This window comes from Cupriavidus pampae (assembly GCF_914271485.1).
Classification (GTDB): Bacteria; Pseudomonadota; Gammaproteobacteria; order Burkholderiales; family Burkholderiaceae; genus Cupriavidus; species Cupriavidus pampae.
Genome location: NZ_CAJZAG010000010.1, coordinates 279,844 through 298,931, shown reverse-complemented (window position 1 = coordinate 298,931; position 19,088 = coordinate 279,844). Strand labels below are relative to the sequence as shown.

Below are 19,088 nucleotides of genomic sequence, written 5' to 3'. Positions count from 1 at the left end.
AGGAAAACTCAAATGAAAAAGAATGGATTGTTTTCGGCATCGACGGCTGGCACCGTCATGCTGGCTCTGGTAACCGCGGTCCTCGCGGCCTGCGGTGGCGGTGGCGACGATGCGCCCGCCACCACGACGCCGACCACGCCCACCACACCGACCACCCCGGTCACGCCGACCACGGCGTTCACGCAGTCGGGCACATGGACCTTCACGCTGCCGGCCAATGGCACCTCGGTCTGCTACGACTTCAACGCGCAGGCGCAGACCGCGGACTGCACGGGCACCGCGTGGGACCTGAAGGTCAAGGGCGGCAACATGACCGCATCGCTGTGGACCAACAGCGGCACGAGCGGCACCGGTGCCGGCGGCGCGTTTGGCGGCCCGTTCGACCACACCTGGACCGAACTGCAGGCGTGGAAAAACGCGACGACCGATCCGGTCAGCGGCGCGATCCCGTCCACGCTGTTCTTCAAGGATGCGGCCAGCGGCGTGTTCACCAGCACCAACGACATTCAGTCGGCCGCATTCGAATACGGCGTGGGCGGCGCCACCGACCACCTGCTGTACCCGACCTGGCGCACGTTCCTGATCACGACCAACAGCGCCGTGGCGGACGCGACCGGCGCGGGCGCGCAGGTGTTTGCGCTGCAGGTCACCGGCTACTACGGCGGCGCCGGCGGTACCACCTCGGGCAACCCGTCGTTCCGATGGGTCGATCGCGCGGTACCAGGCACCGTACGCACCGCGCAGGTCAATGCATCCGCCGATTGGGTGTACTACGACCTGAACGCGGGTGCTGTGTCGACCGCGACCGGCACGTGGCACATCGCTTTCAATCGCTATAACTTCAAGCTGAACGGCGGCGAATCGGGCACCGGTACCGTGGCCGGCTTCGTGGGCCGCACGCCCGCGGGCTTCTATGACACGAGCAACAAGCCCGTGGCCGCGAAGTTCACCGACGCGACGAACGCCACCACAAGGCTGGCCGACCTGAGCGACACCACGCTATCCGTCCCGGCCACGGCAAGCGCATGGGTTAAGGATGCGACGGCATCGTCACTCAATCCGAAGTACACCGGTACGTACCCGAACGCCCTAAACTATGGCTGGTTCTCGTACTATCCGACTGCAGCCGCGGCCACCGCCGCAGGCCTGCCGGCGGTCGCGCATCTGATCGCGGCGAACGCGGCGAGCGCATCGCTGGTGCGCGGTGGCGAGGGTACGACGTATGCTCGCTTCCACGTAACGCAGATCCAGTACGCGGATCCGAGCAATGCGAGCAGCGCGCAGACCTGGACCATCCAGTACGACGTGCAGCCCTGATTTTCCGACGCGCTCCACAGCGTGCCGCGGCGTGTGCCGCGGCACGCCGGACCTGACACCATGCAAGCCACTATGCAACAAGACAGTTTCGACACCCTGCGGGCTCAACATCAGCAGTTGATCGACCAGGAACCCGGTCTGCGCATTCGCGACCGCGCGCGCAAGCTCGGCGCAACGGAAGCCGCGCTCGTCGCCGCCGAATGCGGCGTGACCGCACGCGAGCTGAACGGTCCCGCGCAGGCACTGTTCCGCGACCTCGGCACGCTCGGTCCCGTCATGGCGCTGTCGCGCAACGACGCTGCCGTGCACGAGCGTCATGGCACCTACACCGATATCCAGGCCGAAGGCCCGGTTGGCATCGTGCTCGGGCCCGATATCGACCTGCGTATGTTCTTCAGCAGCTGGAAGTATTTCTATGCGGTCACCGAAAACGGCCGCGACAGCATTCAATTCTTCGACAAGAGCGGCGAGGCGGTGCACAAGGTCTACCGCACGGAAGCCACCGACGCGGCTGCGTGGCAGGCATACGTCGAGCGCCATGCCAGCGATGCGCGTACGCCGGTCATCGTCGAGGCTCCGCAGGCGGCCAACGAGGCCGACGCGCCCGCCGATATCTCGGCCTTCCGCGCGCACTGGCGTGGCCTGACCGATACGCACGATTTTTTCGGCATGCTGCGACAGTACAAGGTGTCGCGCCTTGGCGCGCTGCGCGCCGCTGGCGACGATCTGGCCCAGGCGGTCGACAACGTCACTGTGGAAACCATGCTGCAACGCGCGGCCGATACGAAGCTGCCGATCATGTGCTTCGTCGCCAATCGCGGCATCGTGCAGATCCACACCGGGCCGGTCCAGAAGCTGGTGCGCACCGGCCCCTGGTTCAACGTGCTCGACCCGACGTTCAACCTGCACCTGAATACGCAGGCCGTGACGAGCAGCTGGGTGGTCAACAAGCCCACCACCGATGGCTGGGTGACATCGCTCGAACTGTATGGCGCGAATGGTGAACTGATCGTCCAGTTCTTCGGCGAGCGCAAACCCGGCAAGCCTGAACTGCCGGCGTGGCGCACGTTGCTGCAGTCGCTGTGCAACCATGCACTGGCGGCCTGACATGAAGCGCGCTGTCACCCTGCGCACCGCGCGCCACGCGTTGCTTTCGCTGCTGTGCGTGGCGGGGCTCGCTCATGTCGCATTCGTCATCCCTGTCGCGCAAGCCGCGCCGCCGGCACGCGTGGTCGGCCTCGGTGGCGCCGTCACCGAGATCGTCTACGCGCTCGATGCGGGCAACAGCCTCGTGGGCGCGGACGCCTCGAGCATCTATCCGCCTGCCGCGCTCAAGCTGCCGAAGGTCGGCTACTACCGCACGTTCTCGGTCGAGGGCGTCGCAAGCCTGAAGCCGGATCTCGTGTTGGCTTCCGACCAGAGCGGTCCGCCGCAATCGCTCGAGCAGCTGAAACGGCTGGGCAGCAAGGTGGTGGTATTGCCATCCGCACCGACGGTGGCGGCGCTCGACCAACGCATTCTCGGCGCGGCCACCGCGCTCGAGCGCGGCACGCAAGGCAAGGCGCTGGTCGATCGGATCCATGCCGAGCTCGATGCAATCAAACCCACAGTCAAACCTCCGCGCGTGTTGATGGTCAGCGCGCACACCGGCAAGATGCAGGCGGCCGGGGAAGACACCGCGGGTGCCGCCATGCTCAAGCTTGTCGGCGCCACCAACGTGCTCGGCGACCAGACTGGATACAAGCCTTTTTCGGCCGAAGCCGCGGCCGCACTGCGGCCTGACGTGATCGTCACCACGACGATGTCGATTCAGGCCTCGGGCAGCGTGGAAGCCTTTCTCGCGCAGCCCGGCCTCAACGCGACGCCCGCGGCCCGCAACAAGCGCATCGTCGTGATGGACGATCTGCTGTTGCTCGGCTTTGGCCCGCGCCTGCCCGAAGCGCTACGCCAGCTGCAGGCGGGATTCGCACCGCTCGCGGCCCGATGATCCAAGCTGTGATGAAACTGCGGGCCTTGCGATATCTGTCGCCGGCCCAGGTCTTCCTCGTGCTGTGCGCACTCGTGGTGCTGGTCGCGCTGCTCGCATCGGCCAGCGGCGCGCTCGCGATTCCACGCAGCCGACTGCTGTCGTTGCTGTGGTCGACCGATCTGGACCCGGATGCCACGATCTGGCGCAACGTGCTGATCGAAGTGCGGCTGCCGCGTATCGTGCTGGCGGTGGTGGTCGGTGCCGCGCTGGCGCTATCGGGCGCGGTCATGCAGGCCTTGTTTCGCAATCCGCTGGCGGAGCCCGGCCTCGTTGGCATTTCACTCGGCGGTGCCGCCGGCGCGGTGATCGCCATCGTGCTGGGTGCCGAAGGGCTCTGGGGCGTGGCACCGCTGGCGTTTCTCGGCAGCCTGATTGCCACCGCGCTTGCCTACAAACTCGGAACACGCCGGCCCGGCGTGGCCAACCTGTTGCTGGCGGGCGTCGCGATCAACGCGATTTGCGCAAGTGTGGTCGGGTTCTTCACCTATCAGGCCAGCGACGTGCAGTTGCGCAACCTGACGTTCTGGAACATGGGCAGCCTGGCCGGTGCCACGTGGAGCATGCTTGCGTGGATCGTGCCCCTGGTCGCCGTACTGTGCGTGTTGCTGCTGCGTGACTGGCGCGTGATGAACGCATTGCTGCTTGGTGAACGCGAGGCGCATCACCTCGGCTTCGACATCCGCCGCGTGCGACGCCGCCTGATCGTGCTGACGGCGCTGCTGGTGGGCCCGCTGGTTGCGGTGACCGGCACGATCGGCTTTGTCGGACTTGTCGTGCCGCATCTGGTACGGCTACCGCTCGGTGCCGATCACCGGTGGCTGCTGCCCAATACGATCGCCGGCGGTGCGATGGCACTGACGCTCGCGGATTGGCTCGCACGAATCGTGGTGATTCCGGCGGAGTTACCGATTGGCATCGTGACCAGTCTCGTCGGCGGTCCGTTCCTGCTGTGGATGCTCACGCGAAAATAATATGACGTCATTGGGGCGCGAATGCTATCGACCCGACAACTGACATGCGCGCGCGACGATCGCACGGTGCTGCATGCGATCGACCTCGACCTGCATGCCGGTGAAGTGGTGGGCGTGCTCGGCGCCAACGGCGCTGGCAAGTCAACCTTGCTTGGCACGCTTGCGGGTGAACTTGCGCCGACCGGTGGCGCCGTCACGCTCGACGCGCAGGCACTTGCACGGTGGTCCACGCAGGCGCTCGCGCGCCGGCGCGCGGTACTGCCGCAATCGCCGAGCCTCGCCTTCGATCTGTCGGTGCGCGAGGTCGTGGAGATGGGCGCTTACCCGTTTCCCGAGGTCGATGCTGAAGATGTTGCCGTTCGCATGGATCAGGTGCTGCAACTGGCCGATGTCACCGCGCTGCGCGATCGGCGCTATCTGGGCATCTCTGGCGGTGAACAGCAACGCGTGCAATTCGCGCGCGCGTTGCTGCAGGCACTGACTGGCCTCACGCGCAACGAGTATCGCGTGCTGTTCCTCGACGAACCGACCTCGAGTCTCGATCCGCGTCACCAGTTGCTGCTGTTGCGTGCCGTGCGCACGCTCGCGCGCGACGAAGGGCTGGCGGTGCTTGTGGTGCTGCACGACGTCAACCTTGCCGCGCGCTGGTGCGACCGGCTATTGCTGCTCGCAAACGGACGTGCGATTGCGCAGGGCACGCCCGCCGAGGTGCTGGTGCCCGATGCACTCAGTCACGTGTATGGGCTTCCCGCACAGGTGACGCACAGCGATGCGGGCCCCTCGGTGACCTTTACGTTGGATTGAGCGTCACCCTCGTCCCGGTCCGCACCTTGGGCACCATTTCCGCATCGGCTTCGGGCGGTGGGATCTCTCCGCGCTTCAAGACACGCATGTCCGCTTCCGCGACTTTCCCCACGATCAGCTTGTCGGTCACGACGCCTGCCTGCTCTCCCGATTGTTCGATACCCCCGATGTTGCTCAGCTCGAAGTCCGTGGTCTGCAACACAGGCGCGCGGATACCGGCCGCGAGCGTGTTGTGTGTCTCTACCGAAGCTGGCTCCGGCCGGGGCGGCGGCGGCATACCTGCCTGATGAAAGGGCTGTTGCGGCATGAACAATCTCAGCCACCCGCGCGGGCGCCATGCGCGCTCGACGAAGTGTCGGGTCTCCAGCAATAGCGGGTTGTTATGGAACACCGGCTGGATGATGCCGCGGCCAAGGCCCGTGAGGGACATCGTGCCGGCACTCTCCAGTCTCCCGCCGACATTCTTGCCGACGAAGAACGTCATCCGCATCGTCTTGCCCGCAGAGATCACTGGTGCCTGAACGCGGTCCGCTTCCGCAAAAACCTGCGATTCCCGCCAGTGTCGCTCGACCGGCTCGTACAGCGACAGGCGTGACATCACCGAAGGTCGCGCGAGTCTGAAGGTGCGTCGGTGGGACGGAGGCAGCCATAAGCGGCGGGGCTGCTTTAGCCCGTTGACGATGGCAGTAGCGGACAGGAGGACGTGCCCGTTTCCCACCACATCCCCTCGATTGACGAAGGATCGGCCCAGCACTCGGATATCCCCCTTGCTTTCGATGCGTCCGGAGTTGCCGATTGCTCCGCCACTCAGCGATACGTCGCCCGTCGCGGTGATCTTGCGAACGATGCGCAGGCGGCCTTCACTGCCCGGGGCGTTCAGCCCGTCCTCACTCTCCACATCCTGTGGTGCCTGTTCGGAGCCACGCACGCCCACCCCCAGCCGCGACACCGACAATCGAATCCGATCGCCGTGGGCACCTCCCAACGGCGCGCTGCCGATCATGCGCGCCGGACGACCCGCGTCCCCCTGCATCTCTCCCTGGGCGGCATCCTCGCCACTGCCGGCATGGAGCGACAGGGCCTGCGCCTGGATGTCGCCTTCGATATTGATGGCGCGCGCAATGATGTCGAGCGACTTCTGCCCACTGGCGTCCATCCCCCCTTCGTCGACGGTCACGGTGCCCTGCCGGACGAGGAATGTCTCGACGGCACCGTTATCGTCGATCTGTGGCACTCCGGTCGTCAGCACGACACGATCCGTGTTGAGGAAGCTGCAGCCCGAGCATGTGATGCCGTAAGGATTGGCGACCATCACGTCGGCGGTGGCGCCATGCACCGATAACATGCCGCGCAAGTGCGAGGCATGGGGGCCCATCACCTCGTTGAGGATCACGCTGGCGGGCGCCGTCAGATTGGCGTTGGGCACCAGACCGCCGGCGAGAGCCGTGGCTTCGGAGCCAACCCGGGCGCGGACCTGCGCGACATCCTGCACGGCGTTATTAAGCACCAGGCCCGCCGCATCGACATCGAAGCGAGCGTACCGGTTGTGCGACAGCCCCGCCGCATTAGCCGTGGCGATATCGATCACCGTGGCGCCGGTATCTGCCACCGTCACCCTGGTATTCGTACGCCCTTCCGCGACCACCGCCGACTGTGCGGCGGCTAAGAAGGGCATCATCCCCAAATGACACGCCATCACGACAACGAGTCCGTGGCCCCCGCGATAGACACGATCCATGCTTGCATCTCCGGTTGATTGGCGGAGCGTCCAAAGCGGGACGCTCCTCAATCAATGTGGCACCCGGATGACTGCGGCGCTGTCACCGATTACTGAAATGCAATCATCGGATTCCTCCAGATCGCTCCGTGAGCGATCCGTTCACGTACAGCATGCCCATCCTGCTGCGATCGCCCATTACCCAGGGCGCCTGGACGCGGACATCGCCAAAGCCAAACAACCTGCCGGGGCTATACACCCCAAGGTCCGCCGCGACCTGAATCCGCGTGGCCGAGACGACGTCTCCCAGGTTCAGGAGCTTGCCATCGCCAAGCAGCGGCATAACCCCTGGCTGACGCCCTTCCGCCGCAAAGTCAATGTTGCCGGCCCACACCGAGGCTTGCCCGCCAATGAAGATACCCTTTGCCCTGACGCGCAATGTGTTGCCCGCCCTGATCAGACTCTCCAGCTTCATATGTCCGTCGCTGGACAATGCGAGATTCGCGCCCCACAGCAGCCCCTGCTGCACGTATTCGCCTTTCGATTGCACCGTCACCTCGGTATGCCAGCCACCCACGGCGCCACGCGTGCGTACACCGGTGCCCTGCTCCGTGGCGACCAGCCGGATCCGTTCGCCGTACATGCCGCCGAGTGAGGTGCTATCGATCGCAAATGGTTGCGCGTGCCCGTCCGTCGGGCTGGTCGTACCGACCAGCTGACGCGCGCGATAATCGTAGCGATTGGTGCCGGCGAGCAGGCTCAGGTCACGCGCCTGCACCGTGCTGTCTACCGTGATGACACGCGCGACCACATCGAGCGTGGTCGGCCCTCGCATCATGCCCGTGCCCGTCGGGCTCCGCTCGAACGCAACGTCGCCCCGTGTCACATCGAGTCCCACCAGCGCCCCCACCGCGTCGAACTGGGGCGCACCGGTGGTCAACGTGACGCGTTCGGTGTTCAGGAACTCACAACCGGCGCACGTGATGCCATTCGGATTGGCCACGACGACGTCGGCACGCCCGCCATACACTTCGGTCGGTCCCGCCAGCAGGCTGCGGTTCGTGGAGACGACTTCGTTGAGGATGACGTCCGCCGGGCGATGCAGTCGCGCATTGGCCTGCAGCGCGCCGGCCAGCACGGACGGCTGGTGCGCCTGGCCCGGCGCGGCGTTGTTGAGCACGAGCCCGGAGGCGGCCACGTCGTAGGCATGATGGCGATTGTGCGAAACCCCCGCGGTATTGGGCGTGGCGATATCGACGATCGTCACGCCGTTTCCCGCGTGGCGCACGCCGGTGTTGCGGTCGGCCGGCGACACGGCGTGTGCAGTCGCCGCAGTCAGGCCAAGCAGACCGGCGAGCGGGATCGACCGTGCCGCGATGCGACCGGGGACCGCCATACGAAAGGAGAATCTGCGAACTGAAAAGGATCGAGGCATCTCACTGCTCCGTTGGGTCAGGAACCCTACGGTCTCATGGATGCCTCGTCCCGGCTGTAGCCGAACGCCGAAACTGCTGACGACCCGTTACATCACAGTACCGGCGATCGTCATCGACAGCGGTACCGCCTCCGCGCCGGCCGTGCACGTTACCGTGACCGAGAATGGTCCCGGCGCGCTTGGCTGGATCTGAATCGCGTTGGGCGCGAACAACACCGGCAGCAGCACGATGTTGCCCGTGCCCGCGGTCCAGCTCCATCCCGCGCATTGCATGATGCCTTCGTCGATGCCGCGATGGACCACCTGCACCGCCACCGTCGCCGGAATCGGGTTGACCAGCGTCAGCGGCTGCGGGCCGTTATAGATCAGCGCCCAGGTTGGCTGCTCGGTGACGAACAGGCTCGCGCGCGGCCGCGGCGTCAGCGTAAGACTGCCCGCGCTGACCGATAGCACGCTCTGGTACGCATCCGCGCCGTTCGGCAGGCTGGTGCCGATGGTCGTGATGCGCGTGCTGGCATTGGGCTGCACCGCCAGCGTCGGCGACGTCGTGGTGAAGGTCCACAGTCCATCGAACGCGCTCGTGGTATCGGTCTCGTCGTTGCGGATCACGCGCGACGCGAACGATTGCGGCCGTCCGTTGAGCACAGAGATCGCGTTGATCTGCGCGCCACCCTGCGACAGCACCAGCCGATAGCTCGCCACACCGGCAGCGACGACCGAAACCGGGAACATGCCCGACAGCGCGCCGCCGTTCGGCGCCGTCACGGATACGCTGACGAGTGCCTGCGCAACCGTACTGGCCGTGTTGAACGCGCTCAGCGTGCCGACATTGCCGACGCTGGTGATCTGCACCGCGGCACCGTTGCTGTTCCACGTCCAGCCCGTACCCGCGGCCGAGCGGTCGGCACCGTGGCTGTCGATCAGCGACGCGGTGACCGGTAGCATCTGGCCATGCGTCATCGACAGCGCCGGATACGGCAGCGCGAGGTTGTAGGTGGTGGCGCCGGCGGCGAGAACCGTCACGCTCGCGGATTGCAGCGGCAGTTGCGTCACCGCGCCATCGGCTGCAGTCACAGTTGCGACCACGCTGATGGTGGCCACGCCGATACCGGTGCCGCGCACGTTGGCGCTGCCGGGGACGCTCGCATTGGAGACCGTGGCAATCCCGCTATCCGAGGACGACCAGGTGAACTGCGTGGAGATGGTGACGTCGTTGCCATTGCCATCGACCACGGTCGCGGTGATCGGCAGCGTGCCGCCGACGGCGACCTGCCCGGCAGTGAGCCCCAGCTGCATGACGTAAGTTTTCGACGCCGCGCTGCCACCGCTACCGTCGCCGCTACCGCCACTCCCTCCGCCGCCGCCCGTGCCGCTCGTCGTCGGGGTGCCTGCTCCCGAGCTACCGCCGCCGCCTCCACCACAGGCCGCGAGCATCAGCGCGGTGGTGATGGCCAGCAGCCAGGTTGTCCATGTCTGTGTTCTCATGATGCGTCCCCTCGGTCTCGGGAGCAGCGCTGTCGCGCCCCGCCCGCTTTTTAGTTACCCCTTCCGTTTCCCATACCGTCCTGCCGTTACCAGCCTATGCGCGATGCGCGCGTGGCAGTACCAGTCAGAGGACTGAGCGCTATGCCACACAACGGGCGTAAGCCCGTCGTCTGTCGCGCGCGCTCATCCATTTGCCCGATCCGCCTGCGTGAGGTGGCGTGGGGTGCCGCACCGACCCGGTTGACGCATCCGGCAGTTTTGGACTACGCTCCTCCATTCGCTCGATCCATGCCCCCCAGATGAACCGCAAGCACGCCGCCGCTGCAGATTTCGCCGATGCTCCACGCATCGTGGCGAACGCGCGCGCGTCTGGTGAGCCGTCATGCGGCGGTGCGGCATTCCCCCTCCTTCTCGCGCTATCGCTAACCCTAGTGATCGGTTGCCGGGCCTAGTGCCTGTGGCAGTTCGGCAACCTGTCGCCACGCGTTTGCGTTATCCGCTGTACCCGTCATCCCCGATATCCCGTTTCCGTCATGGAGCTTCCGCGAGGAAGGAAAACTCATGCTGTCCAATCCCGCCGTCAAGTACCGCCCCGCCACCGCCGTAGATTTGCCTGACCGCACCTGGCCTTCGCGCCAGATCACGCGTGCGCCGCTCTGGATGAGCACCGATCTGCGCGACGGCAACCAGGCCCTGATCGAGCCCATGAGCGCCGAGCGCAAGCTGCGCTTCTTCGAGCAGCTCGTGAAGATCGGGCTCAAGGAGATCGAGGTGGGCTTTCCGTCGGCCTCGCAGACCGACTTCGACTTCGTGCGGATGCTGATCGAGCAGAAACGCATTCCCGATGACGTGACGATCATCGTGCTGACGCAATCGCGCGAAGACCTGATTCGCCGTACCGTGGAGTCGGTGCGCGATGCCCACCGCGCCACGGTGCACCTGTACAACCCGATCGCGCCCGCATGGCGCCGCATCGTGTTCAACGCGTCGCGCGAAGAAATTCGCGAGGTGGCGGTCACCGGCACGCGGCTGATTCGCGAGCTGACCGACGCGCAGCCCGGCACGCACTGGGGTTACGAGTATTCGCCGGAGACCTTCAGCCAGGCCGAACTCGACTTTGCGCTCGAGGTGTCCGACGCGGTGGCCGAGACGTGGGGTGCGGGCCCAGGCCGCAAGATGATTCTGAATCTGCCGACCACGGTGGAATGCAGCACGCCCAACGTATTCGCCGACCAGATCGAATGGATGAGCCGCCATCTCGCGCGGCGCGAACATATCGTACTGTCAGTGCACCCGCACAACGATCGCGGCACCGCCGTGGCCGCGGCCGAGCTGGCCGTGATGGCGGGCGCCGATCGCGTCGAGGGCTGCCTGTTCGGCAACGGCGAGCGCACCGGCAACGTGGACCTGGTCACGCTCGCGCTGAACCTCTATACGCAAGGCGTGGCACCGGGCCTCGATTTCTCGGATATCGATGAGGTGCGCCAGTGCGTCGAGCACTGCAATCAGCTGCCCGTGCATCCGCGTCATCCGTACGTTGGCGATCTCGTGTTCACGGCCTTCTCGGGTTCGCACCAGGACGCGATCCGCAAGGGCTTCGCGCAGCAGCGGCCCGATGCCATCTGGGAGGTGCCGTACCTGCCGATCGACCCGGCGGACCTCGGCCGCAGCTACGATGCGGTGATCCGCGTCAACAGCCAGTCGGGCAAGGGTGGCATGGCCTATCTGCTCGAACAGGTGCATGGCATCTACATGCCGCGCCGCCTCCAGATCGAATTCAGCCGCGCAGTACAGGCGATGACCGACGAGACCGGTCTCGAGGCAAGTGCCGAGGATCTCTATGCGCTGTTCCGCCGCGAATACCTCGATCGCGAGGCCCCGCTGCGTTACGTGACGCACCAGATGACCTCGGCCGCGGACGGCGCGGTGGAGATCGATATCGAGCTGGTGCGCGATGGAGAGACGGTACGCGTGCGCGGCGCCGGCAATGGTCCGATCGATGCGGTGGTCGATGCGTTCGTGCGAGAACTCGATGTGCCAGTGCGCGTGATGGACTATCACGAGCATGCGCTGTCGGCCGGTGCCGATGCCAAGGCGGCCTGCTATGTGGAAGTCCGCGTCGGGACGTCGCCGACCGGGTTCGGTGCGGGCGTCGATGCGAGCATCGTTACGGCTTCGCTGCGCGCGGTGATATCGGGCGTCAATCGCCATCTGGCGACGACGGCGTCCGAGATCACCGAATCTGCCGAGGCGAAGGCCGCGTAGGTTGTGTCAGAAAAACGGGTGTGCCCCACCCCCATGGGGCACACCGCGAAAGACGCCCTTGCGGACGCCCACGACATGCGCGGTACAAGACCACGTGGACACAGCGTACCGGCCGCCACGTGGCCGCGCCACGAATAATTCCGCATGTGAATAGAAGCGGAATTACCACGACATCACACGCAGTTGAGTTGGGTCAATATCGGCGAATGCCGATCGCGCCACACTGGTCTCGCTGTTTTACGATAAAAAGCGAAGACCAAAATGACCATCTCTCTTCAGGGTTTTTCTTCTCGCGTTAATTCTCGCCGTCCTTCCCGCATTGCCTTTTCACTCGTTGCCGCCCTGATTGGCGCGCTGCCTCTGGGCGCCAACGCGGCCGATGACGCCACGCAGGGCAACTGGCTGGTGCGGCTGCGCGCGACGTATCTCAACATGGCGGACAAGTCCGATCCAATCGGCGGCGTGGGCGCAGCCGATCGGATCGGCGTCAACAACAAGTGGATTCCCGAGATCGACGTGACCTACTTCATCGTGCCGCATATCGCGGTGGAGTTGATGGCCACGGTGCCGCAAAGCCAGGACGTGAGTCTGGACGGCAACAAGATCGGCACGTTCCGGCATCTGCCACCGGCGCTCACGCTGCAGTATCACTTCCTGCCCGAGGGCACGTTCCGGCCATATGTGGGGGCCGGCGTGAACGTGACGCGCATCTACGGCGCCAATCTTGCCAACAATTCGCTGACGCTCGATCGCTGGAGCGTGGGTCCGGTGCTGCAGATCGGCATGGACTACAAGCTCACAAAGAACTGGTTCCTGAACCTCGATGCCAAGAAGTCGTGGATCTCGAGCAACGTCTATGCGGGCGGCACGAAGGTGTCCGCCGTGCAGCTCAATCCGTGGCTGTTCAGCGCGGGCGTGGGCTACCGGTTCTAGCGGAACGCGGGCTCGTCGAAGCTGCGCAGCTTGCGCGAATGCAGCGCTTCCACGCCGCTCTCGCGCAGGATGCGCACGGCTTCCAGCCCGATCGTCATGTGCTGGCTCACGCGCTGGCGATAGAACGCGTTGGCCATGCCGCGCAGCTTCAACTCGCCGTGCAGCGGCTTGTCGGAGACGCACAGCAGCGTGCCGTACGGCACGCGCAGACGGAAGCCGTTGGCCGCAACCGTCGCGCTCTCCATGTCGATGGCAATCGCGCGCGACTGGTTGAAGCGCGCGTAGAGCGCCTTCGACTTGAGTTCCCAGTTACGATCGTCCGTCGACACCACGGTGCCGGTGCGCATGCGCGTCTTCATCTCGTTGCCGGATAACCCCGTCACGCGCGCCACCGCCTCCTGCAGCGCCACCTGGATCTCCGCGATCGGCGGCACCGGTACCCATGGCGGCAGGTCGTGGTCGAGCACATGGTCGTCGCGCACGTACGCGTGGGCCAGCACATAGTCGCCGAGCTGCTGCGAGCGGCGCAGGCCGCCGCAATGGCCGATCATCAGCCAGCAGTGCGGACGCAGTACCGCAAGATGGTCGGTCATGGTCTTCGCGTTCGAAGGGCCCACACCGATATTCACCAACGTCACGCCGAGCTTGTCCTCGCGCACGAGGTGGTACGCGGGCATCTGCGGCAACGCGCGCGGACGCGTGGCTTCGTCGGGATCGCTCGCGCCGAGTTCCTGCGTGATATCGCCGGGCTCGACGAAACGCACGTAGCCGTCGCCGCCGTCGCTGGCCATCAGCGAGCGGCCGAGCGCGACGAATTCATCGACGTAGCGCTGGTAGTTGGTGAACAGCACGAAGCGCTGGAAATGATGCGGCGCAGTGCCTGTGTAGTGGTACAGCCTCTGTAGCGCGAGGTCGACGCGTTCCCCCGGGAACAGCGATAGCGGCCACGCCTCGCCCGCCACCGGTTCGTAGGTGCCATTGGCAATCGAATCGTCGATGCGCGACAGCTCGGGCAAGACAAACGACGCTTCGAGTTCGCGCGCCTGCGTGAAGCTGATATCGGTGGTCGAGGCTTCGATCACGAACGGCAGCGGGATCGGTCGCCGCGACAGGCCCACCACCACCGGCACGCGGTGATAGCGGATCAGGCGTTCGATCTGGTCGCGATAGTAATCGGCCAGCAGATCGGGCCGCGTGACCGTGGTGCCATAGACGCCCGGGTACGCGACCGTGCCCCAGGCGGGACGGCTGTCCGTGACCATCGTCTCGAGATTGACCGAGATACCAAGGTACGGATAACACGCGTGCGCGGCCGACGGCAGCGGTTCGCCGCGCGCGAAGGCTTCGAACCGCGCGCGCACGGCCGCGACGGAACTGTCGTAGATCTCGCGAATGCGCGCCAGCGCGCTCTCGGCGTCGGAGAACTCGGCCAACTGATCGGCCGGATGGGCGGAGGAGAAGATGGCAGCGTTCATGCGAGCCATCATACCGCGCGAGATCGCTCCCGCGCCAGTTTGACGCGATGGCTAGCGCTCGCTACACTCTGTCGCCATTCAGAAGGAGTGCTGATGGAAATCCGGAATCCGTTGCCCGAGGAAATCGAAGCTGTCAGGCGTCTGCTGGCGGCGAACGGGTGGGATCACCGGGTTGGCAATGCCGAACGCTTCGCGCAATCGATCGCCAACTCGCAACGGGTGGCGGTTGCAGTGGAAGACGGCGAGGTCATCGGCTTTGTGCGCGCGCTCTGCGACGATATCTCAAATGGCTATATCTCGATGATCGCGGTCGCCCCGCAGCATCGCCGCCGCGGCGTCGGCCGCGCGCTGATGCGCCATATCATGGGCGCCGATCCCGATATCACGTGGGTACTGCGGGCCGCGCGCTCATCGGAAGCGGCATTCTTCGGCCAGCTCGGCTTTTCCCCATCGATGGTCGCGATGGAGCGGCGGCCGCTGTAAGGCTTGCCCGGCCGCTACGGCTTCACCCATTACTGCGCCATCGCGCGCCGGAATTCCTCCGCGGTCCCCATCTGACGGAACAGCTTGCCGCCCGGCGCAAAGCGATCGGCCGTGGAGAGGCCGCCCACCACCACCGGTTCGAACCCCGCCTCGCGCACCAGTTGCGACGCCTGCTCCAGCGCCTTGGCATCGTCCCCAGCGATCGGCACGGCCAGCGGCGCCCCGCTGCGATGGCTCTCGCGCGCAAACTCGGTGGCACCCGTGAAATTGAACGCGCGGACGATCTTCGCGCCGCGCAGGTACTTCGACGTCGTCGCGCCGATGCCGTTGCGCTGCACCTCTTCCGCTACCGCACCGTCACGCGCCGCGATCGCATTGGTGGCGTCCAGCACGGTCTTGCCGCGCCACGCGGCCGCGTTCTGCTCGCCGATGGCCGGCACCGCGCTGTAAGGTACCGCCAGCAGCAGCACATCGGCGAACGACAGCGCCTGCGCCACCGTGCCGGTCTGCGCGAGCGGGCCGAGCCGTTCCGCGAGCGACTTCAGTTCCTCCGGATGCCGCGAGGAAAACATCACGGGATGACCCGCTTTGACCCACAGCCCGCCGATCGTGCCGCCGATGCGGCCGGAGCCGATCACGCCAATGCGCAGCTTGCCGGCCGGCGCCTGCGCACGCGTCAGGCCGGCGGCAGCGGCCAGCGCCACGCCGGCCAGCAGCACTGTACGGCGCGACACACGCCTCGGCATGCGGCCATCTTGGGCGTCATGGGCGTAACTGGCGGACGTTCTGGTGGGTGTCATGGGTGTCTCCGCATAGTTTCGACCTAGTCACTCTAGGCCAAAACGTGCCGGGTTTCCGGTGCCGGCTGTCTCTCCAGGTGCTCAGGCTGTCACGCCGCCGTCATCACGCGTCCCTAGACTGGCGCGCGGCACGCACGCCACACGTGCTGGCCGCCCGCACGACCACAAGGACAACAATGACACGCGAATCGAGGAAACCGCTTCCCCTGACACGTCTGGCCATGTTGACGCTGGCCACTTTTGCCCTGACCGCCTGTGGTGGCGACGGCGATGGCGCGTCGAATGCCAACCCGAGCGGCGGCAATAACGGTGGCAACGGCAATCAGCCAGGCCAGACCGTCACGGTCAAGCCGCTGGCTGGCGGCACGCAATATGTGGGCGCCGTCAGCTTCGGCGACACCGTCTCGGTGACGCTCGACCAGCCCGCGGCGGGTCAGCTCACGCTGCGCTTCCTCGACTCGCGCGTCGGCCTCGCCGGCAGCCTGGTCGGCCAATACGTGCTGGACGAAGCCAGCGGCGTCTATCGCGTGTCGGGGCTGACCGCTTCTGGCACCGACGTGCCGGCCGCACTGGCCGCCGCCGCGTCGAATATCACGTTCACGTTCTCGCTCGACGAGGGCGTGCTGTCGGGCGCGCTGGGCAAGGTGCCCAACGTGAAACTGGCCGATGGCTCGCTGCTGCAGGGCTACATCAGCGCCGCCAACCGTGGCGCGCAGCTTGCGGACATCGTCGGCACCTATGCATTCCTGCGCCAGACCGGCGCCAACGCCTCGGCCGGACAACTCAACATCGCCGCGGACGGCGGCGTGCGCGTCTGTGCGGGCCAGGGCTTTGCCGCGGATTGCGCGGGTGGCCAGACCGGCAGCCTGACTGCCGATGCGGACCAGACGCGTTACCCCGGGGCCTACACGCTGACGCTGGCGGGTGCAAAGGTCGGCCGCGTGTTTGTGGGCCGCCAGACCGCACAGGTGGCCCTGTTCGTCGATGAGCCCGGCACGGGTGTGGTCAACACGGCCGGCAACTGGGTGGTGCGTACCGCGCAGGCGCTGCCGGCCAATGCGATCGATGGCGACTGGGTCTGCGCCGAGCCCGAGCTCGACACGGCCGACGTCCCCACCGGCCGCACGCGCCGCAATATCGTCTCCGTCAGCGGCAGCACGCTGGCCGCGGACAACGTGCCGGTCGATGTGCCGCTCACCTACAACACGGTGGCGGGCATCAAGGCCAATGGCCTGATCGGCGGCACGTGGCAGGCCACGGTAGCCAGTCAGCCTGCCAATGGAAGCCTGACATTGCTGCCAGTGAGCACGAAGCTGGCCTATCAGGTTCGTCAGGAACCGGGCAGCAAGCATCTGCTCCCCGCGGTATGCACGCCGCTGCCGGCGCCGGCAGCCATCTCGACGTACCTCGGCGCGAAGGCCAGCGATAACATCCTCGTGACGCTGCGCGACCTGCGCCCGACGCAGCCCGCGATCGGCCGCGACCAGATCTACTACAAGCTCGGCCGCTATGCGAAGGATCCGGTCAAGAACTTCGACGACGCCTGCGAGAACAATGGCCAGAACAAGAGCGACAAGAACCTGAACCTGACCACCGCGCGCATCGACAACCTGAGCTCGTTCGGCTGCACGCAGGTCGTCGGCAACAAGCCGCAGGACATGAAGACGCTCGTGGTAGGTCCGTACGGCGAGCCCTATCTGACCGACGGCCATCACGCGTTCACGACCATGACCGAAGCCCCGACCGGCGGCCCGCAGTCGAAGGCGTACATCAAGGTGCAGGACAACCTGTCGAACCTGAACCGCGCGACGTTCTTCCGCACGCTGCGCGAGCGCAAGCTCATCTGGCTGAAGGATCCCGACAACCGCCCGGTCTACCCGGCCGATCTGCCGCGCGCACTGGGGCTCTCCAATGGCCTGGGCAACGATCCGTATCGCTCGCTGGTCTACTTCACGCGTGACATCGGTTACTCGCAACTGTCGGACGCCACCGAGTTCACGGAGTTCTACTGGGGCGACTGGCTCCGTACGGTGATCGATCTGTCCAAGGTGAACCTCGACGACACCACGAGCTACCTCGCGGCAGTGCGCAAGGCGTCGGAGGCCATGGTGGCGCTGGCAGCGGACGCACCGGTCAGCAACGGCAAGACCGCCGCGCAGCTGGGCCGCCTGAGCGCGCTCGGCGAATCGGAGTTCACGAAACTGTCGGTACCGGTTACGGAGGCGAGCCCGGGCAAGCTGCCGTACGCGGTGGATTACCGGCTGAAGCTGAAGCCTTGAGTCTTGGCGGAAACGGGTGAGCGTACCCGTTTCTGCGTAAGCAAAAACCGCCGGATTTCGTGAGAAATCCGGCGGTTTTTTTATCGCTGGCTTGTTTCGGCCGAACTTATTCCGGCTGAATATTGGCGGACTTGATGATGCGGCCCCACTTGGCCGACTCTTGATTCTGGAACTTCGCCAGTTCCGCCGGCGTGCTCGTGAACACCTCGGTGCCGGTGGACTGGTAGAAGTTTGCCGCGGTCTCGCTCTTCGCGGCCTTGACCAGCATCGCGTTGAGCTTGTCCACCACGGCCTGCGGCGTCTTGGCGGGCGCGTACGCCGCGAACCAGTAGCTCATCTCGTAGCCCTTGACGCCAGCTTCGTCGATGGTCGGCACGTCCGGCGCCAGCGGCGAACGGCTCTTGCTCGAGACGCCCAGCGCGCGCAGCTTGCCGGTCTTGACTTGCGGCAGGCCCGTCGCGGTGTCGGTGATCATCATCTGGATCTGGTTGCCCAGCAGATCCGTGATGGCCAGCGGGTTGCTCTTGTACGGCACGTGCAGCAGTTCTACATGGGCCATCTGCTGGAACAGTTCACCGGCGATACGCGACGACGAGCTGCCGCTGCCAAAGCTCAGCTTGCCCGGCTCTTTCTTCGCCAGCGCGATGAACTCGCCGACGGTCTTCGCCGGCACCGCCGGGTTCACGACCATGATCTGGCCGCCGCGGCCGAGCGCGGTGATCGGCGAATAGTCCTTGACCGGATCGTAAGGCAGTTTCTTGAACAGATGCTCGTTGGCGGCGTGCGTGGTGTTGGTGGTGATGAGCACCGTGTAGCCGTCCGGGCTGGCCTTGGCCACGTCGGAGGCCGCGATAAAGCCGGCTGCGCCGGGCTTGTTGTCGACCACCACGGTGACCTTGGTGTCGAGCGTCACCGCCTGGCCGATCGCGCGGGCGAGCTGGTCGGTGGCGCTGCCGGCCGCGAACGGCACGACGAAGCGGATCGGCTTGTCGGGATAATCGGCCCACGCGCTACCCATGGGCAACGCCAGCGAAACGAACGTGACAGCCGCGAATGCTAGCGGCCTGCAAATTGCGTACATCTTGGTCTCCTCGG

General features: G+C 65.8%; 15 protein-coding genes. 9 read left to right on the top strand and 6 right to left on the bottom strand.

The window, feature by feature from the left end:
• Positions 1-12 precede the first annotated feature (12 nt).
• From LDO41_RS25345 to LDO41_RS25325, 5 genes are read left to right on the top strand one after another with little or no spacing between them, the layout of a single operon-like run.
• Positions 13-1,317 carry an HmuY family protein gene (locus LDO41_RS25345; RefSeq protein ID WP_223993329.1) on the top strand — a complete coding sequence of 435 codons (1,305 nt, stop codon included), beginning with the start codon at positions 13-15 and terminating at the stop codon, positions 1,315-1,317.
• 60 nt (positions 1,318-1,377) lie between these two features.
• Entirely contained in the window at positions 1,378-2,424 is a 1,047-nt protein-coding gene (locus LDO41_RS25340; protein WP_223993328.1) for a hemin-degrading factor, read from the top strand.
• 1 nt (position 2,425) lies between these two features.
• Positions 2,426-3,304, top strand: coding sequence for a heme/hemin ABC transporter substrate-binding protein (locus tag LDO41_RS25335; RefSeq protein WP_223993326.1), 879 nt, complete (start codon positions 2,426-2,428; stop codon positions 3,302-3,304).
• 11 nt (positions 3,305-3,315) lie between these two features.
• Positions 3,316-4,317 carry a FecCD family ABC transporter permease gene (locus LDO41_RS25330; protein WP_223993325.1) on the top strand — a complete coding sequence of 334 codons (1,002 nt, stop codon included), beginning with the start codon at positions 3,316-3,318 and terminating at the stop codon, positions 4,315-4,317.
• Between the two features lie 21 nt (positions 4,318-4,338).
• Entirely contained in the window at positions 4,339-5,121 is a 783-nt protein-coding gene (locus LDO41_RS25325; protein ID WP_223993324.1) for a heme ABC transporter ATP-binding protein, read from the top strand.
• Here the strand turns inward: LDO41_RS25325 and LDO41_RS25320 are convergent.
• The 3 genes from LDO41_RS25320 to LDO41_RS25310 all read right to left on the bottom strand — a co-directional run bounded on the left by LDO41_RS25320 (position 5,108) and on the right by LDO41_RS25310 (position 9,758).
• Positions 5,108-6,859: a filamentous hemagglutinin N-terminal domain-containing protein gene (locus tag LDO41_RS25320; RefSeq protein ID WP_223993323.1), complete on the bottom strand. Its 1,752-nt coding sequence runs from the start codon at positions 6,857-6,859 to the stop codon at positions 5,108-5,110. The genes LDO41_RS25325 and LDO41_RS25320 overlap by 14 nt on opposite strands.
• Positions 6,860-6,962: 103 nt before the next feature.
• A complete protein-coding gene (locus tag LDO41_RS25315) occupies positions 6,963-8,234 on the bottom strand; it encodes a filamentous hemagglutinin N-terminal domain-containing protein (RefSeq protein ID WP_223993322.1) in 1,272 nt (423 codons plus the stop codon).
• Positions 8,235-8,360: 126 nt separating this feature from the next.
• Positions 8,361-9,758, bottom strand: coding sequence for a hypothetical protein (locus LDO41_RS25310; RefSeq protein ID WP_223993317.1), 1,398 nt, complete (start codon positions 9,756-9,758; stop codon positions 8,361-8,363).
• Between the two features lie 561 nt (positions 9,759-10,319).
• On the opposite strand from LDO41_RS25310, the gene leuA reads away from it, so the two are divergent.
• Both leuA and LDO41_RS25300 read left to right on the top strand, forming a co-directional pair.
• Positions 10,320-12,023, top strand: a complete 1,704-nt coding sequence (gene leuA / locus LDO41_RS25305; RefSeq protein ID WP_223993315.1) for a 2-isopropylmalate synthase — start codon at positions 10,320-10,322, stop codon at positions 12,021-12,023.
• A 261-nt stretch (positions 12,024-12,284) separates the two neighbouring features.
• Complete coding sequence (locus tag LDO41_RS25300; RefSeq protein ID WP_223993313.1) at positions 12,285-12,956, top strand: OmpW/AlkL family protein; 672 nt, start codon at positions 12,285-12,287, stop codon at positions 12,954-12,956.
• Here LDO41_RS25300 and LDO41_RS25295 read toward each other — a convergent pair.
• A complete protein-coding gene (locus LDO41_RS25295; protein ID WP_377743177.1) occupies positions 12,953-14,440 on the bottom strand; it encodes an AMP nucleosidase in 1,488 nt (495 codons plus the stop codon). The genes LDO41_RS25300 and LDO41_RS25295 overlap by 4 nt on opposite strands.
• 84 nt (positions 14,441-14,524) lie before the next feature.
• On the opposite strand from LDO41_RS25295, the gene LDO41_RS25290 reads away from it, so the two are divergent.
• Positions 14,525-14,914: a GNAT family N-acetyltransferase gene (locus tag LDO41_RS25290; RefSeq protein WP_223993309.1), complete on the top strand. Its 390-nt coding sequence runs from the start codon at positions 14,525-14,527 to the stop codon at positions 14,912-14,914.
• A gap of 29 nt (positions 14,915-14,943) precedes the next feature.
• Here the strand turns inward: LDO41_RS25290 and LDO41_RS25285 are convergent, their stop codons facing one another.
• Positions 14,944-15,660, bottom strand: coding sequence for an NADPH-dependent F420 reductase (locus LDO41_RS25285; protein WP_377743180.1), 717 nt, complete (start codon positions 15,658-15,660; stop codon positions 14,944-14,946).
• 275 nt (positions 15,661-15,935) lie between these two features.
• On the opposite strand from LDO41_RS25285, the gene LDO41_RS25280 reads away from it, so the two are divergent.
• Positions 15,936-17,993, top strand: coding sequence for a ParB/Srx family N-terminal domain-containing protein (locus LDO41_RS25280; protein WP_223993305.1), 2,058 nt, complete (start codon positions 15,936-15,938; stop codon positions 17,991-17,993).
• A gap of 106 nt (positions 17,994-18,099) precedes the next feature.
• On the opposite strand, the gene LDO41_RS25275 is transcribed toward LDO41_RS25280, so the two are convergent.
• Positions 18,100-19,074: a Bug family tripartite tricarboxylate transporter substrate binding protein gene (locus LDO41_RS25275; RefSeq protein ID WP_223993304.1), complete on the bottom strand. Its 975-nt coding sequence runs from the start codon at positions 19,072-19,074 to the stop codon at positions 18,100-18,102.
• Positions 19,075-19,088: the final 14 nt, after the last annotated feature.

Excerpts from the sequence above, each read along its gene's own strand:
- LDO41_RS25320 (WP_223993323.1), bottom strand. The coding sequence starts at position 6,859 with ATGGATCGTGTCTATCGCGGGGGCCACGGACTCGTTGTCGTGATGGCG.
- LDO41_RS25275 (WP_223993304.1), bottom strand. The coding sequence starts at position 19,074 with ATGTACGCAATTTGCAGGCCGCTAGCATTCGCGGCTGTCACGTTCGTT.
- LDO41_RS25300 (WP_223993313.1), top strand. The coding sequence starts at position 12,285 with ATGACCATCTCTCTTCAGGGTTTTTCTTCTCGCGTTAATTCTCGCCGT.
- LDO41_RS25310 (WP_223993317.1), bottom strand. The coding sequence starts at position 9,758 with ATGAGAACACAGACATGGACAACCTGGCTGCTGGCCATCACCACCGCG.
- LDO41_RS25280 (WP_223993305.1), top strand. The coding sequence starts at position 15,936 with ATGTTGACGCTGGCCACTTTTGCCCTGACCGCCTGTGGTGGCGACGGC.
- LDO41_RS25285 (WP_377743180.1), bottom strand. The coding sequence starts at position 15,660 with ATGCCGAGGCGTGTGTCGCGCCGTACAGTGCTGCTGGCCGGCGTGGCG.
- LDO41_RS25325 (WP_223993324.1), top strand. The coding sequence starts at position 4,339 with ATGCTATCGACCCGACAACTGACATGCGCGCGCGACGATCGCACGGTG.
- LDO41_RS25330 (WP_223993325.1), top strand. The coding sequence starts at position 3,316 with ATGAAACTGCGGGCCTTGCGATATCTGTCGCCGGCCCAGGTCTTCCTC.
- LDO41_RS25315 (WP_223993322.1), bottom strand. The coding sequence starts at position 8,234 with ATGGCGGTCCCCGGTCGCATCGCGGCACGGTCGATCCCGCTCGCCGGT.
- LDO41_RS25345 (WP_223993329.1), top strand. The coding sequence starts at position 13 with ATGAAAAAGAATGGATTGTTTTCGGCATCGACGGCTGGCACCGTCATG.
- LDO41_RS25295 (WP_377743177.1), bottom strand. The coding sequence starts at position 14,440 with ATGGCTCGCATGAACGCTGCCATCTTCTCCTCCGCCCATCCGGCCGAT.
- LDO41_RS25335 (WP_223993326.1), top strand. The coding sequence starts at position 2,426 with ATGAAGCGCGCTGTCACCCTGCGCACCGCGCGCCACGCGTTGCTTTCG.
- leuA (WP_223993315.1), top strand. The coding sequence starts at position 10,320 with ATGCTGTCCAATCCCGCCGTCAAGTACCGCCCCGCCACCGCCGTAGAT.
- LDO41_RS25340 (WP_223993328.1), top strand. The coding sequence starts at position 1,378 with ATGCAAGCCACTATGCAACAAGACAGTTTCGACACCCTGCGGGCTCAA.
- LDO41_RS25290 (WP_223993309.1), top strand. The coding sequence starts at position 14,525 with ATGGAAATCCGGAATCCGTTGCCCGAGGAAATCGAAGCTGTCAGGCGT.